The 15,827-nt window shown below is 60.5% G+C and carries 13 protein-coding genes and 1 pseudogene; 12 read left to right on the forward strand and 2 right to left on the reverse strand.

All coding sequences use genetic code 11. The features are described 5' to 3' along the window. The first annotated feature begins 431 nt into the window (after positions 1–431). The 11 genes from ACYG9V_RS08865 to ACYG9V_RS08915 all read left to right on the forward strand — a co-directional run bounded on the left by ACYG9V_RS08865 (position 432) and on the right by ACYG9V_RS08915 (position 11,783). Entirely contained in the window at positions 432–2,897 is a 2,466-nt protein-coding gene (locus ACYG9V_RS08865) for a patatin-like phospholipase domain-containing protein (RefSeq protein WP_352763751.1), read from the forward strand. A 116-nt stretch (positions 2,898–3,013) separates the two neighbouring features. Next, positions 3,014–3,625, forward strand: a complete 612-nt coding sequence (locus ACYG9V_RS08870) for a hypothetical protein (protein WP_352763749.1) — start codon at positions 3,014–3,016, stop codon at positions 3,623–3,625. A 280-nt stretch (positions 3,626–3,905) separates the two neighbouring features. Continuing rightward, positions 3,906–4,256, forward strand: a complete 351-nt coding sequence (locus ACYG9V_RS08875) for a hypothetical protein (RefSeq protein ID WP_352763747.1) — start codon at positions 3,906–3,908, stop codon at positions 4,254–4,256. Between the two features lie 53 nt (positions 4,257–4,309). Beyond that, on the forward strand, positions 4,310–5,845 hold the full coding sequence (locus ACYG9V_RS08880) for a S8 family peptidase (protein WP_352789811.1): 1,536 nt from the start codon (positions 4,310–4,312) through the stop codon (positions 5,843–5,845). A 9-nt stretch (positions 5,846–5,854) separates the two neighbouring features. After that, complete coding sequence (locus tag ACYG9V_RS08885) at positions 5,855–7,087, forward strand: phage tail tip lysozyme (protein ID WP_352763741.1); 1,233 nt, start codon at positions 5,855–5,857, stop codon at positions 7,085–7,087. A gap of 175 nt (positions 7,088–7,262) precedes the next feature. Then, positions 7,263–7,970, forward strand: a complete 708-nt coding sequence (locus tag ACYG9V_RS08890; protein WP_352763739.1) for a hypothetical protein — start codon at positions 7,263–7,265, stop codon at positions 7,968–7,970. 120 nt (positions 7,971–8,090) lie between these two features. Beyond that, complete coding sequence (locus tag ACYG9V_RS08895; RefSeq protein ID WP_352763736.1) at positions 8,091–9,482, forward strand: patatin-like phospholipase family protein; 1,392 nt, start codon at positions 8,091–8,093, stop codon at positions 9,480–9,482. Between the two features lie 58 nt (positions 9,483–9,540). After that, complete coding sequence (locus ACYG9V_RS08900) at positions 9,541–9,723, forward strand: hypothetical protein (RefSeq protein ID WP_352763732.1); 183 nt, start codon at positions 9,541–9,543, stop codon at positions 9,721–9,723. Further along, a complete protein-coding gene (locus tag ACYG9V_RS08905) occupies positions 9,662–10,705 on the forward strand; it encodes an ATP-dependent DNA ligase (RefSeq protein ID WP_460221938.1) in 1,044 nt (347 codons plus the stop codon). Before ACYG9V_RS08900 ends, ACYG9V_RS08905 begins: the two co-directional genes overlap by 62 nt. A gap of 96 nt (positions 10,706–10,801) precedes the next feature. Next, complete coding sequence (locus ACYG9V_RS08910; protein ID WP_352763729.1) at positions 10,802–11,089, forward strand: hypothetical protein; 288 nt, start codon at positions 10,802–10,804, stop codon at positions 11,087–11,089. A gap of 268 nt (positions 11,090–11,357) precedes the next feature. After that, complete coding sequence (locus tag ACYG9V_RS08915; protein ID WP_352763726.1) at positions 11,358–11,783, forward strand: hypothetical protein; 426 nt, start codon at positions 11,358–11,360, stop codon at positions 11,781–11,783. Between the two features lie 590 nt (positions 11,784–12,373). On the opposite strand, the gene ACYG9V_RS08920 is transcribed toward ACYG9V_RS08915, so the two are convergent. Together ACYG9V_RS08920 and ACYG9V_RS08925 are read right to left on the reverse strand one after the other, a co-directional pair. After that, the gene (locus ACYG9V_RS08920) at positions 12,374–12,730 is read right to left on the reverse strand and encodes a hypothetical protein (protein WP_352763724.1); all 357 of its coding nucleotides are present in this window, start codon (positions 12,728–12,730) and stop codon (positions 12,374–12,376) included. 832 nt (positions 12,731–13,562) lie between these two features. After that, positions 13,563–14,480, reverse strand: coding sequence for a DUF6538 domain-containing protein (locus ACYG9V_RS08925; RefSeq protein WP_460221939.1), 918 nt, complete (start codon positions 14,478–14,480; stop codon positions 13,563–13,565). 158 nt (positions 14,481–14,638) lie between these two features. Here ACYG9V_RS08925 and ACYG9V_RS08930 point away from each other — a divergent pair. After that, positions 14,639–15,825, forward strand: a pseudogene (locus tag ACYG9V_RS08930) (helix-turn-helix domain-containing protein). The last annotated feature ends 2 nt before the right edge of the window (positions 15,826–15,827 follow it).

Below are 15,827 nucleotides of genomic sequence, written 5' to 3' on the forward strand. Positions count from 1 at the left end.
CTGGCTAAGCTTGCGACCCCAAGTCCCCCATGTCCGCTCACGTTTTCCCCCAAACAGATTGCCAACATTGTTCTAGACAGAAGATGGCTGTGTTCCCCCCCGAACCAGTTATAAATTGACCTATCCGACAAGCAAGGTGGAGCAGCGGAAATCCGCTATTCAGCTGTATTATTCTTCATCACCTCCACAGAGGCGCGTCTTTTTACGTCCTGCGAGTAGTTCCTACCAGACTCTACTTTGGCTCGCAGCTCAGGACCTCCCGTCGCTGCGGCCGCCCCGGTCAAGCTGGCTGATCGGATAATAGAACCAATAAAATCACTTGCGTGAAATCACCGTGAAACGCGGTTGCTGGCGGCAGCCGATCTGAAATCACGGTGAATTCACGCGGCCTGGCGACACTCGGCTTCAAACCAATCCAGGGGGATCAGGTCATGACCCAACTATCGCCGACGGGAAATGCCACCAGCAACTGGGGGCAACGGCTGTGGGCAAGCAAGGAACGGCTCCGCCAGTTGTTGAGACGCATCTTGGATCCCGTCGCTCGCCTCTATGCGGCGAAGACCAGGAATACGAAGTGGATTTCGGAAGCTGGGCTCGCGGTCAATCCGGTCGTAGACATCATCCGCCTGACCCGCGTGGCAAGCTTCAGTGTGCTGGCCGGACTAATTGTTCTACTTATGACCGGTCAGGGGCGGGAACTCACGCTGGCGCTCGCCGAACCCATAGCCGATGTGTCCTGGGCTCGCTGGCTCGGATGGACTGGCTGGCTCGCTGTGGTTCAGCTGACGTTCGTCTGGTGGGCACTTTCCTGCACTCTTATGGCTCGCCTCAATCTGGACAACGCGAAAGGGGTCCGCAGGCAGCAGACGAAAGACGCCCGCGAAAAGCAGGCAGGAAAGAATCGCAAGGACCAGGCAGATAACTCGAACGAGGCAGAGGTGACCTATCCCTGGGCTGATGGCTTTATGGATCGGACATGGCCACAACAACTGCTTTTCGCCTGCTTCCTTGTCTACGCCATGAGCATCGTCACGGCGGCGATCAAGCTCAACATCGTGACCTGGCCGCTGCGTGTCCTGCTTCTGGTGAATATGACTCTGGTGGCGGTTGGCGCGAGACTGTTGTGGAGAGGGGCGGCCGACGAATTTCAGCCGGACATTTCGGCTGGCGGGACAAAGGCGACCAGCGAGCGGGCGGCCGACGAATCCAAAAAGCCCATATCGTCCGGGATGAGAAAGGCGATGAGCGGGCAGGCACCCGATTGGGAAGGGTTCACCGTCCTGTTTGCACTCGCCATGTTTGTGGTGCTGCTGTGCGTGTTCTGCTTCCTTCCGGCCTGGGGACAGTGGCTGGGAGCGCCAGTCGTCCTATTCGCCTTTCTGGCCATCGCGACTTCGATCCTCGGCGCTCTCAGCAGGATTTGTCATAGCAGCCGCTTTCCGATCCTGACGACCATGCTGGCCTTGCCGTTCGCGATGAGTCTCTTTGCGGGGAATGACAACCATGAGGTCCGATCGCTGACAGGGCCGTTGCTGGCCAGGCCGAGCATCGAAACCGCGCTGCTGAACTGGAGAAGCGGCCTGGGCCCGAACGACTGTCGGTCCGAAACAGATTTGAAAAAGCGCCGGCTCATTTTGGTGGCCACCGCCGGCGGTGGGTTACGCGCCGCCTACTGGACGGCGGCCATTCTGGGATCGCTTCAGGACAATGCGCCACAATTCCGTAAATGCGTGTTCGCCATCAGCGGCGTATCGGGCGGGAGTCTTGGCGCCGTCCTTTTCGCTACCGCGCTGAGCGAGCCCCTGGCGAACGACAAGCTGGTCTGCCCGGATAGCAGACGCAAAGGATTTGCCTGCAGGATGGATCAGGCTCTGTCCCGGGATTTCCTGGGGCCGACGATGGGTGCCACCCTGTTTCCGGACCTGGCGCAGCGCTTCCTGCCGTTCCGCCTCTTTCCAGATCGCGCCGAGGCGCTCGAAAGCGCTTGGGAAGCAGCCTTCTATAAGGAGGGCGGAGCCAAGCTGGAGGGAGGCTTCCTGACACTGTGGTCGGGCCAACGCGCGCACCCTCCGCATCTGCTTTTGAACGGCACCGATGCCGAAACCGGCGCTAGGATCGTCACCAGCGATCTCGATCTCACGGGGCGGTTTCCTGAAACGCTGGACTATTTCGACATCGCGCACGCGCCGATCAGGCTGAGCACGGCAGCCATGAACAGCGCACGGTTCACCTATGTCAGCCCGGCCGGAACCATACTTTACCCGCCGTCAATGCCCAATGCCGGCCTGGTCCAGGCGCGGATCATCGATGGCGGCTATTTCGAAAACTTCGGTGCGCAGACCGCGCTTGATCTATTGCGTGCCATAAAGTCGCCGCCGAAAGCGGAACCCACAACGTCAGATGACATCGAATTGTCGGTCATCCAGATCAGCAGCGATCCGGACCTCACCGACAGTTCGGAGCCCGATTTCAAACTGTGTGGCAAGGCGATGGGGCTCACCGCGCCCCGAGGCGAACTCGGCCCCTGGTACGAAAGGGCATGGGGCCGTTTCGCCAGCGATAGCTTGGCGCCGATCGACGGCCTGCTCATGGTCCGAGAGTCACGGGGTCTGCTGGCGGCCAAGCAACTCGCCTGTGCTGTCGATGATGCCGGCCACTACGTTCATTTCCGCATGAAGCCGAGGCTCTGGTCCAATGGTGGCTGGGTCTTCGGGAAGGGCGACGAGCGCTCACCACTGGGCTGGCTGCTGACCGGGCGTGCCCGCGACCAGATGACCGACCAGATCCACTGCGACGACGGAACGCTGGGCCAGCTCAACAAGGCACTTGCCTGGTTCGAGGCAACCCCGCGTCCGAGGCGTAATCATGAATGCCGGGATGGCAATGAAAAAAGTTAGCAAAATCAAGTGGCAAGGGGAAAAGTGACATGAATAATTATTGCAGGATGGCGGCGATCGCCGCGGCAACACTGCTCGTGGGATGCGGCGGCAGTACGATCCACACGAGGTCGTCATTGGGCAGCGTCCAGACGCTCAGCATCGATGCGAAACAGCGGCTTGTGATGCAGGGCCGGCGTCAGGTGCCCGGCGGGGGGATCACCACATGTGCCGAACCCAGCCCCGACGCGCTGGTGGCGCAGGCCGCGGTCTTTTCAGCAAGCGGTAAGGGGCCGTCCGGCGCCTCGACCGTAAGTGGGAACGCCGCGGTTGGCTTTCAGGAATCGGCCGGGTCGCTGGCACACCGCACCCAGACAATCCAGATCTTGCGCGACGGGTATTACCGGCTGTGCGAAGCCTACATGAACGGTGCGATAACCGAGAACAACTATGTCACGGTCTTGTCGAACATAGACGTGACCATTGCGGTGATTGCGGCCATCGACGGCCTCGGCAACGCGCCATCGACACCTGCGGTTGCGATCGGCACCGGCAGCGTCATCGTCAATGGCGGCAGCGCCGATACCGGCGGCAGCGCCGCAATCGGCGCGGCGCCCGGAGGCGTTTTCAGCCAGCCCGGCACGGCCGGAGGGACTCCCGATACCTCGAAGAACGCCGCTGCCATCCAGGCCATCGTGCTTGAATACATTGCCTATGTCGAACGCCGTAATCGGCGGTTTGGAATGTAGCAATCCAGCGCGAAGTATTCCTCCCATTTGCATCGCGCTGCAGCGGAGCCGTCCGACCGACAGGGGGGTGTCGGACGGCTCCGTCCGGGGAGTTCGATTGCTGAACAGCGTCGGTTAACCGCGGATCGATCGCACTCCACCGCCGCGGCCCCCCTGGTCAATTTGGCCCGGCCGCGGGTGCGAATTCACCGTGAGACATGGCGGCCCGCGATGACCGTCCGAACTCACGATGGTTTCACGCAGGACGGTCGACACTTGACCGACAAGAGAAGGAACAGTCATGCCAAAGAAGTTTCGTTCCATCACATTGCTGCTGCCGCCGGGCCTGACGCCTGGCCGCTACCATGCACTCGCCGAGGGGCTGGTCGGCAAACTTGTGAACGATCCTGGCATCGCGAATGCGCAGGAACAGATGGGAACGGCGCGGTCCTACCAGGTTCTTTCGGAACTCGACCACGCGCCGCTCGAACACGTTCCCGTCCTCAACGATTCGACATGGACCCTGACGCTTCCACTCCCAGCCGACGCCGATCTCAAAGACGTTTCATCGACCGCCAAGTCACTGACCGACGGCGAGGGTGTCGAGGTCGAGACTGCAGCCGCGTACCGGACAACCAAGAGGGACTCATGAGCTTTGACCCGTCGGCAACGGCGAATCTGAACTGCAACCAGGAGGAAATCGACATGGCTAGATCAGGACTTTCCCGTGCACAGGACCAGATCCACATTCTGCTGAAGTTCCCGCTGGAACAACAGCTTGGCGCCGAGACGGTCGCCGCTCTCGAAAGTACGGAACGCAATGTGCGCCGTGAGGCATTTCGGCGAATCGAGGCGCATGAACCGGATTTTCGCCCGCACGCTGAAGACGTCGTCAGGCGCATCTGCGCCAGGGTCAGCGCTAAGGCTCCGACCATGGCAGTCGCCAGCGAGGAATCGGGCCTGCATTTTCTGTCCATCGACGATTTCGACCCCAATGTCGGCCCTCCGGAAGGTGTGCCGGTCTACAATCCATACACGGGCGTGCTTTCGGTCTATCCGGAGCAAAACCTCGAGCCGGACGAAGCGGTGGCGGGCATCCGCGAGGCGGTGAAATCAGACGATGCTGTGGAAGGCGTCGAACGGGTCGTCATCTACCGGGCAATATCGGCGTTCGACACGACATTGCAGACCGAGCCGGAAAGTGATGGTTACGGCTACGACTATTCCGAAATGGCGGGCCTGGATGCCCGTCGGCATCAGGCGGCGCTGCAAACCGCTTTGGCTGGCGAATCCGTGCCATGGGGCATCGACCAGATCGGCGCCCGGGCGGCCTGGCGCAGGGGCTACGCCGGCCAAGGCGTTGTCGTGGCTGTCGTCGACACCGGCATTTCTCCACATGTCGATCTCGCTTTGCCGGTGCGGGGCGCCACATTCGTGCCCGGCAGCATTTCCTACACCGACGATCACGGTCACGGCACTCATGTTGCCGGAACAATCGCCGCCAGGCGCAGCAACGGTCTTGGCGTCGTGGGCGTGGCGCCCCAGGCGCGTCTGATGGCGGTCAAGGTTCTGGCGCGGGATGGCTATTCCCGCGGCGATTCAGTGGCGCTTGGCATCACCTGGGCCGCGAACAACGGCGCACAAGTGATCAATCTGAGCCTTGGAAGCGGGCAAGCGTCGGATTCGCTGCGTCGCGCTGTCATCTATGCGCGATCGCGCCAGGTGATTGTCTGTGCCGCGGCCGGCAATGATTATGGCGGGGCGGTGTCATATCCGGCTGCTTTCGACGATGCTTGCATCGCGGTCGCAGCGACCGACCAGTCGAATCGCAGAGCCAATTTCAGCAATCGCGGTTCGCAACTCGATCTCTCCGCGCCAGGCGTCGGGATCGAATCGACGTATCTGGCCAACACCTATCGTGAGCTGAACGGCACGAGCATGGCGACGCCCCATGTTGCCGGCGTGGCAGCAATCCTGCTTTCCCGCTATCCGGGCCTCAGCCCGCTCATGGCGCAGCGCCATCTCGAGGCCACCGCCATGCCGCTCGGCGCGCCCGATCTGTACGGACGCGGGCTCGTTCATGCCGAGCGGGCAGTCGCCACCCAGCCGCAACCTGTTGTCAGTCCGGCGGTCGCGGTCGTCGTGGCGCCTGCCGCTGAAAGCGATCACGAAGTCGCAACGCCGGCGGCCGCAGCCGGCCGGTCAGCCGCATCCAAGCGCGGCCATAACAGCAGCCGATAGGAGGGGAAGATGGCCAACTACCGACTTTTCATCGAAAAGGCGCCGTCGATAATGGATGCCTTGAAACGCGACTTCCACTTCACCACCGTGCAGACGGCGGCGGTGCTGGGCAATACCGGCCATGAGTGCAATGGCTTCCACACGATGCAGGAAGTGCATCCGATTGCGGGGCGCGGCGGCTACGGCTGGGAGCAATGGACGGGTCCTCGACGGCGTGCCTTCGAGGCATGGTGCAGCCGGCAACATCTCGACATCGATTCCGACCAGGCCAATTACGGCTTCTTGAAACACGAACTGTCGACGACGCACGACTACGCCAGTCGCGCCTTGCTGCGGGAAACGGATCTGGTCAGGGCGGTCCGGGTTTTCGAACGCAAATATCTGGTGGCGGGTGTGCCAAACTACCCGAGCCGCGAACGCTATGCCCAGGTCGCTCTCGATGCCTACCGTGCCCATGCTGGAGCAACGGAAGGTCTTGCCATGGAGAGTGTGGCCGATCCGGCGGCAGCGGCATGGCTCGACGACGGGTTGGACACCCTGAGGGAGTTAGCAACAACGAGCCAGCTCGGTGCGGACAGCTACATCGGGCAGGTCTATGGCGCAAAGCCCGATTGCGGATGCCACGGCACGACGCAGCTGATGGAATCAGCCGGGCTCGAATTGGCGCCCGCATCCATGCTGGAACTGGCAGCGGCGCCGGTGATCCATGATACCGCGTCCTGGGGGGCACATCCGCCCAAGAGCGCGATCACGGTTCTGAACAGGCGGCCCAAAGGCATTGTCATTCACCACACGGCCAGCGCCAATGTCGCTGATACATCCCTGGTGCATGCCAAGCAGCTGGCTCGAAATATCCAGAGCTTTCACATGGGGCCACAGCGAAACTGGAAGGATACCGGCCAGCACTTCACCGTCAGCCGCGGCGGGCACATGCTGGAAGGTCGGCACCGCAGCCTTGAAATAGCCCGCGCCGGCCAGAAGCACGTGCTGGGAGCGCATGCCGGCGATGCCTGCAACAGCGACTACGTCGGCATCGAAAACGAGGGCACCTATATGGTCGGCCTGCCCCCGGCCGCGCAGTGGACGGCGCTGGTCCAGCTCTGTGCCTGGCTATGCAACCAATATGGCATGAGCACCGCCGACATCATCGGCCATCGTCAGTGCAAGAGCACGGACTGTCCAGGCGATCGCTTCTTCGGGCAGCTTTCAAAACTGCGCAATGACGTCGATGCCGCTCGATGAGCGCTGCCGGCGGCATCGTATCGCCGCCGGCTCCCATCCGCCTGCCAGTCGTCGTCGCTGGCTTTCGATCATGACTGTTCGCGGCTTTCGTCCGCATTGCTGAAGGAGATTCCTCCATGAAGGGCCTGGGCGTTCTCATCTTCGCCATCGCCGTCGCGCTTTCGTCAACATCGCGTTGGGCGGCAATTCCAGCTATGACTTCGGCCGGGTCTGGGCGTGGGCGATAACGGCAGTCACATTTGCGGCACTGCTTGCCTATGTCGGCAATGCGTTCAAGCAGCGGCTGGACGGCATCTTCATCGACGATCGCAACCGTATCAGCCTTGCACGCTTCCAGCTCGTTTTGTGGACGGTGTTGCTTGTCTCCGCATTGATGACAGCCGGCCTGTCGAACGCCGCGCTCGGCGACGTCACGCCGCTCGCCATCAAGGTGCCACCGGAGGTTTGGGCTTTGCTGGGCATCGGTGCGTTCAGCTTCGTCACCGCGCCGGTGTTGGTGGAGAGCCGAAAGAAGGACAAGAAGCCGACGGCCGCGCTGGTCGAGCGCGTCGAGGCCACGGTGAAGGCGGAAGATGCGCTGACGAAGACCGTCAAGCTCGACAATAATGTGCCGTCCAAGGAGGAGGCGCCGGAAGCGCGCTGGATGGACATCGTCCGCGGCGATACCACCGCCGGATACGCGCAGATCGACGTCAGCAAGGTACAGCAGTTGGCGTTCACGATCCTGCTGGTTTCGATCTATGCAGGGGCACTCTCCGACAAGATGATCGTCGACAGCAAGTTGCCGTTTATCAAGGACCTCCCAACGATTGACCAAGGCTTCGTAGCGCTGCTTGGGCTGAGCCACGCGGCTTATCTTGCGTACAAGAAGACCGCGAACTGAGGAACAGGCGCCGAAGCGTTAGGCAGACAAGGCCTCCGCCGGCCGAAACATGATCGGAAGTGGGGGTCGTGCCCAAGACGCTGCCTGGAGACATTGCCGCGAGGGGTGGGGCTAAGAACAATGGCCCTGAATGTCTGGAATAATCCTGACTTCCTGAAGCTGAAAGGCGAGATCATCGCCGAGGCCAAAAAGCCGGACGATAAGCACCCGTCCAAATCCAAAATGGATGAGTTCTTTTGGCTGAAGGCGGCAGCCATGAACGATACGGGGGAGCTGCGGCTGTTTCGCGACGTCAAACCGGACGGAAGCGGCGAGCCATATCGCATTGCCAACATCGTCCTGCAGGGCGGTGGTGTTCTCGGCCTTGCGCATGCCGGATTCGTCACCGGCCTTGAATTGGCCGGCGTCCGCTTTGCCGGTATCGCCGGAGCTTCGGCCGGCGCCATCATGGCGATGGGCTTGGCAGCCGTGCGCGGCAAAAACCTGCTCGACCCCACCCATGAAAAGGTGGTGGAAATCGTCGGCGGCATGCCGATGAGCGCGTTCATCGACGGTCCGTTTCGCACGCGCAGGCTCATCAAGCAATTTCTGCTCAAGCGAATCTCCTTGCTTCCTTCGGCTTGGCCGGCCTGGCTTAGAGCGCTGCGCCAGATACTGCGCAAGCGTGGGCTCAACCCCGGGAATGCCTTCGAAGATTGGCTGCGCGGCGTCCTGGCTGAGAACGGACTTCGAACCGTCGACGAATTGTTCAACACGCTGAGAGATGTCGGCAAGCAATTGCGCGACGCAACCACCGCCAGTCCAGAACAGGCCTTGTTTGCATCGTGGCAGCTTGGCGACGACAAGCAAACTGGCGACAAACAACTTGGAGAGGACCTGCTTCAGATCATGGCGGCCTGCACGCCCGTCGGCGTGAAGTTTCAATTCCCCCGCGACGTCAGATATCTGTCGGTGGAAACGAATTCCAACTCGCCCGCCGCCCTGGTGCGAGCCTCGATGTCGATCCCACTGTTCTTCGAGCCGGCCCTTTTCGACGTCAACAAGAAGACGTGGGAGAGTTTTATCTCGGTCAGACTTGCAGAGCTCGTCGACAAAGACAAACACGACGAGTTTGCCGGGATCGATCAGGTTGCGTTTCTTGACGGCGGTATTTTTTCAAACCTCCCGGTCGATGCTTTCAGGCTGACAATGCCGGACGTGCCGACGGTCGCTGTGCCGCTGATGAGCACGACATTGGCGAAACCCTATCAGCGCCGCGCACGCTTGAGCAGCCTTGTCACGGATGTCGGCACGGTCGCGTTCATGATTCGCAACCAGCGTGATCGCGATGCGATCGACCAGCTGAGGGAGGCCAGCAAGCGCTTCGAAGCTCGACGAGAACAAGAGAAGGACGACGACAAAAAGTGGGCCATGCCGCCGTCTTATCCGTTCCGGCTGGCGACCCTCAATGTCGGCAGTACCAACTGGCTCAACTTCGTCATGGATGAGACCGAGATATGGACCTGTTCTTGATCGGCATGAACCGGGCAAAGGGCTTCATCCAGAATGAAATGAAAGGGGAGAAGTAGAAATGGCTAAGCACCCGAATGGACCTCCAGCTGAAACGCTGATCGACAGCGCGACCAGGCTGATGAAGGAACTCGCCGATTGCGATGGCAAGATTGCGATTGCGATTGCGAAGCAGGTCGCGAATGTTTCCGCCGATGACAAGGCAAAAAAAAATTGCCGATGCCAAGGCAAAAGAAATTGCTGATCTGACGAGTGACCGCGCCACTCTATTGACGAAGCTCGTCGAAAACGTCGGCCAGCTGCTCGACGCGCGCGATGCGTGTAATAACGAGATCGATGAGTTGGCTCGCGCCGGTCACTCGACCATTACCCTGGAGAGGCGTCGGGACGCCGTAAAGCACGCCTTGCCAGCGCCTCTTGCCGAGCTTCAAAGAACGGTCGAGAAATTCGGCGATGATGCTATCTCCGCCGCCTACAAGCTGGCTGACGATGAAAAGAAGCCCGCCCGGTTCTATTCCGGTATCAATCCTTCGGTGTTCAAACCAGAAGCGGAAAAGGTCACGGCCGAAAAGGGCCGGGATCTCAACGCGATTACCCAAGTCACCATTTCCAAGGCCGATGCCGCGAGAGAAGTGAACCGCCTGCTCGGTCTCACGAGCGCCACGCGCATCGCGGAGGAGATGGACATCGTCACCTATCACGCCGAGGCCACCAGGCTGTTCGAGCGGGTGCGAGCCGAATTCAACGATATATCGGAAGATTTCAGCACGGCGTTTCAAAATGAAATTCTGGATGAACAAAATAAAATCTCCAACGGCCACGATCTGCGCGACATGCCGCTCAAGGACAGGCGCGAAATCTTGCAAGCGCTGATCCCGGCTGGCGGCCATATCCAGTTCAGCGAGGCCATGCCCGGCACTGGCGAGGCCGTCTATCATCTCGCCTGTGAGGCTGGCCTTGAGGGCATCGTCTCGAAGCGCCTCGACAGCGTCTACCGCAGCGGCTCGACCATGAACTGGCGCAAGATCAAGTGCTACGTCGAGAAGGAGGCACTATGGGACCGCGTACAGGGCAAGGCCGGTGCTCCGCCGCCAAAAGGGCTCGCCAAAGGAGAAGGCCGAATGGCTCAAGCCGGGATTGGTGGGGCGAGTCAAGTTCCTGAAGGGCGAGGAGAAGCTTCGCCATGCGTCGCTGAAGGATTTCCGCGAGGACGATTGAGAGCGTGAGAAGGCGCTCTGGTCTATGGATGACCTTTGCGAGAAGATGGACGCCCCCTGCATCGAAGGCGGGCAAGCGCGGCCCTTACAAAAACGAGTATCGGTATGAATGATCATCGGCTGTCAGGGCGCTACAAAGCGCTCATCGCTGCCAACCTCGCAATTGCCTCGACGGGCATTCTCCTGCGGCCCCTCTATCCGAAGAGCATCTATATCGCGATGTTTGTCATTGCTGTGGCTATGGCGGTCTTATCGGCGTGGCTGGTGCTGCTCACGATGAAGGAACCATCATCGTTGAGGCGCGAGAAACAAATCGGCCTCATCCTCGCCCTCCTCTTCCTTGGGGCGAGCGTATATGGAATTTACCTGACGTCGGCTTCCATCTTTCTTTGAACAGAGCGCAACTCCAAACTGAGACACTACCGAGCGTGCCAATCCCTTGACTGCGTGCAGACGTTACGTCACCTTTCACATCGTGCCTTGAGAGAAGCGGCCCTTGGCGTCTTTCGGACAAGCCGCGCGATAACCGACGATGGGTGAGCCCTTACGTCGAAGAGAAGTAAGAAGCAGCACGGCTGCCCGACATAACTCCTTACTCAACAATCCGGCTCGCCGTCCGCTCTACGGGCGTTGCGGCCTCAAGAGCGAATTGGAGAAGGTCATGACAGCCGAACGATTGAGAGTTCGCGATGCCGGCGGTGAGGGCTATGAAGTCCTCGACTACGACGGACAGCCCATCACCATTTGTGCCACCATAGTCCACGCGGCTCAGTATGTGCGCAGTTTCGCAGCGCGTTTCTGGCTCGACTGGAGCCTTAGCCCGGCAACAAGCAGTATCTCCGCCAGCTTCCTGGGCTCCGATAGCGTTGGCCGCATCCAGCGCGACAAGTCGCGGGGTCTGCGAGAGGGCACTTGGCGCTGGTCGATTTCGACCAATGACAATCGGTGGCGCAACGACGTGGGTGCGCGCGGCCATGAGCATGACAAGGACATAGCCATGGTCCAGCTAGAGCACGAGTTTACATGCTATCTAGCCAACACGCCCTACGGCCCCTCAGCTTACGCTCGTGCCAAGGGTCTGGAATGAGCATCGTGACCCGTACCCCGTCGGATCATCCTTACCTCCCGGCCCTGATCATCGCCCGAGCGAATCGCCAACTCCGCCTCGACCTCGGCGTTTTCCCTCTGGGTGGGGAAAGCAACCCGAGAAGTGGCCGAGAGGTGCCGCGTGGACCCTTACGCATGCCCATGACGCGGGGCAGGTGGCGGGCATTCGCTGCGGTCATTGCAACATCACCCGATACTACAAACCGGCAGAACTGCGAGAGATAGTCGGGAACGTCACCATCGATAGAGTGCGGGACAAGGTGCTTTGCCAGAAGTGCAAAAGCCGGGAGTGGATGAGCGCACAGTTGTTCCACCCCACTGGGGAGCAGGCACACCGAATCCGCTACAGGCGCCTCGTGGAAATCCGCTGGGAGAAGCGGGTGATCTGGAAGGACGAATGAACGTAGGTTGCGGAGATTGCGGGGGAGGGCCACGAACGAGGCGCTGAATGGGGAGGCTAGGGCAGGCCGGAGCATTCGTTCCACTGGGCAACTTCCTGCCGCTATCGGCGATCTTCGTCTCACATGATCGAGGACTTGCCGGAGCGGTCCGTCGGCCGGGGTCTCCCTCCTACCCGCTTTGCTTTTGGTCGGCTCTGTCGGCAGGCATCGCCCGGTCGGGATTGAAGCGCTTGAGCGCCTTTTCATAGAACTCGACGTTGATGCCTCCAAGATCGTCCGGGAAGGCATCGTCGTTTCGGTGGAGCCCAATCGTTTCAGGCAAAACGTGAAGGCCTTGGTGGACCGCTTTCAGGCGAAGTGGCAATCGGGCGCTTTCGTCTAGAGCAAGCTCGAATTGCGCCAAGGCGGTCTTCTTCCCGTCTATGTAGTCGTAGACAATTGCCTCTATTGTGCCACCCCATCGCTTCCGCCCCTCGACCATAAGGCGGGTGTAGACGTAGTTCTTCTCCAGTCCTCCGGAATACAACGACCTCGCCACGGTAGACCCGCAAGCGCAAACACAACGGGAGACCCGTCAACTGTGGAGGCAGTTCGCTCGTCGTCAGTCGCGTCTATCCACCCTTCCAAGTCGGTCGTCCACACACCCGAGTACTGCTGATCTAACAGCACGAGGTCGGTGACGTTTTTGTACGCTGCGGGTGCCTCGTTGAAGAAGGAGTTCACCTTGGCGGGAAGCTCCAACAAGCCCAAGAACACGGCGACCACCCACCCGGAGGCCGCAAGAAAGGCGGCCCGCTTGAGGTTCCAAGTGGTCGCCGGGACCTCTGGCGCCTTGCGCTATGTCATCGCAGGAATGTTCCGCTTCGCCACGCCGCCCTCCGCTACACTTTGGGTTTGCGTCTGGACGGTCGGCCGACACCCAAGGCCGCCTTGAGACCACGTTGGGCCACCTCAAGTCGGGCGTCGGGGCCGCCGTAGCGCTCGCTCATTCCGCCGCTGGAGTGACCCAAGATCAAGTTTCGGTCGAACTCACTCACGCCAGCAAGCGTGAGGCGATCTTCCATGCGATGCCGGAGCGAGTGGACGACGATCTTCGGATCATCGGTTATCGCGCGAACATGCTTCATGAGCACCGCAGAGGCTGCGTCAGCGCCGCGCAATCGACCATAGCGGGAGAACAGGGCAGGGCCTTTCCCGGCCGCCTCCGTGGCCTCTTGTGCAGCTTTCAGGGCGTCGCCTATCAGCGGAACTCTCCGCACAGAGCCTGCCGTCTTGAGACGCCTGTGGGGGTGGGGGACAAGATTGATGTAGGGGATGGCAGCGCCAAAAACCACGTCAGGGAGGAGAAGTCCTGCCACCTATCCCAGACGGCATCCTGTCCCCTCGACAATCCGCCATATGCGCCAAAGGTCTTCCCCCGCGCGGGCCTCAATGCGCTGCCGGAGCGGGCCTATCATCGCCTCGGGGATGGGCTTCCGCTCATCAGTCGCCGCCGTGGTCGACACCTCTGCCCCCTTGATAGGAAGGTTCTGGAACGGGTTCGCCATCGTGTCTCGAAGGCCGAACTCCGTCATGCCCAGATTTATCACGGCCCGGACATCATTCATGTAGCGACGCACCGTAGCGGCCTTCATGCCGAGGTCGCGCACCAGATAATCCCGGACGTTTCGGGCATCCTCTCGGGTGAGGCTGGTTATGGCCCGGTCTTTGCCGACCCCGGCGAGGGACAGATGCTCCATGTTGCGGTTTACCCGCGCGGTCTTTGCCGTCTCGTTTATGCCGCCGACCACGCGCTCCTTCAGGTAGAGCTTTCGGGCATCCTCAATCATGGGCGCGGGGCGAGACAACTTCCCGCCGCTGGACAGGATAGCTACGGCGCGGTCCTCAACCTCATCCCCTGCCGCACGGTCCTGCCTCGACAGATAGCTTTCCCGGATCACATCAACAGCGTCTGGGTGACTACCGGGCAACTCACGACTTCCAATATGGACGGTCATGGCCGCAAGCTCTTGCGCCCGTCTCTCCGCTTCCCGGTGGACCTCTAGGGGCGTCCCCGCCAATGCGCCTGCATCGCGCCTCATGCGAGCGCCGGCCACCAGCCGCTCAAATTCCACATTGACCTTTGGGAAGTTGCGAAGGGCCTCCCGTTCCGTGGAGCCGAGCAAGCGCTTGAACTCCCCCTTGCCGACGATGGATATGGTGTCGCCGGGGAGCCTTCGTCTGTAGTGCCAAGTTCCGGCCTTAGTGCGGAAAACGTGCTTCAAAACAAGTCCCATTGTGGACCTCCGGTGTACCGGAATGTGGACCGCTAGGAAAGACTAAGCCTTGAAATCATTGAGAAACAGGAGCTTCCGGGATGCCCTTCCCGAGAGATGGGTGACAGTTCATTCCGGAGACATGGGTTACACTTTCGGCCCTTTGCAAGGAGAGCAAGGTGCCTTGGAAGGAGTGTAACGTCATGGAAGAGCGGCTGAAGTTCATTGCCCGGCTGCTGGACGGCGAGAAGATGGCGGTGCTTTGCCGTGAGTTCGATATCTCGCGCAAGACCGGCTACAAGATCCTCACACGCTACAATGACAGTGGCCTTGAGGGGCTGACGGATCGATCACGCCGACCCTACCGCCACGCCAATCAGCTTCCGTTTCAAATCGAGAAGCTGATTGTGCGCCTCAAGCAAGACAAGCCGACCTGGGGTGCGCCAAAGATACGCGAACGGTTGGCCCGGCTGTATCCTGACGTTCACCGGCCTGCGATCTCGACGGTGCATGCGGTTCTCGACCGCCATGGCCTGGTCGAGCGCCGCAAGCGAAGGCGCAACAGGGCGATGGGAACACCACTTTCAAACGGCTATCGGCCCAACGATCTGTGGTGTGCCGACTACAAAGGCGAGTTCATGCTCGCCGATCGGCGCTATTGCTATCCGCTGACGATCACCGACTTCGCCAGCCGCTATCTCATCGCCTGCGAGGCGTTGTCGACTACCAAGGAAGCCTATGCCTTCACGGTGTTCGAGAGCGTTTCAAAGAGTTCGGCCTGCCCAGCGCCATAAGGACCGACAATGGCGTTCCCTTTGCCAGCCCAAACGCGCTGTTCAATCTCAGCAAACTGTCGGTCTGGTGGCTGCGCCTGGGCATCGACATCGAGCGCATCCAGCCGGGCTGTCCGCAGCAGAACGGGCGCCATGAGCGCATGCACCTGACTCTCAAGAAGGAAACCACCAAACCGGCTGGCGCCAATTTCCTGCAGCAGCAGGCCAGGTTCGATGACTTCATCAATGAGTTCAACTCAGAACGCCCACATCAGGCGCTCGACATGGCCTGTCCAGCCGAGCGCTACACGCCGTCACCGCGCATCTATGCCGGCCTGCCGGATCTCGATTATCCGTTTCACGACAAGGCCGTCACCGTCACCACCTGCGGCCGCATCTGCTACAATCGCAAGAAGATCAACCTCAGCCTCGTCTTTGCCGGCCAGACCGTCGGCATCAAACAGGTCGAGGACCATATCTGGCTGGCTTCCTTCATGGATTATGATTTGGGCTACTTCGATGATGAGACATGCAGGCTCGAACCACTCCAAAACCCCTTCGGGCCAAAAGTGTTACCCATGTCTCCGATATAAAC

Source organism: Mesorhizobium sp. W016 (genome assembly GCF_054719485.1).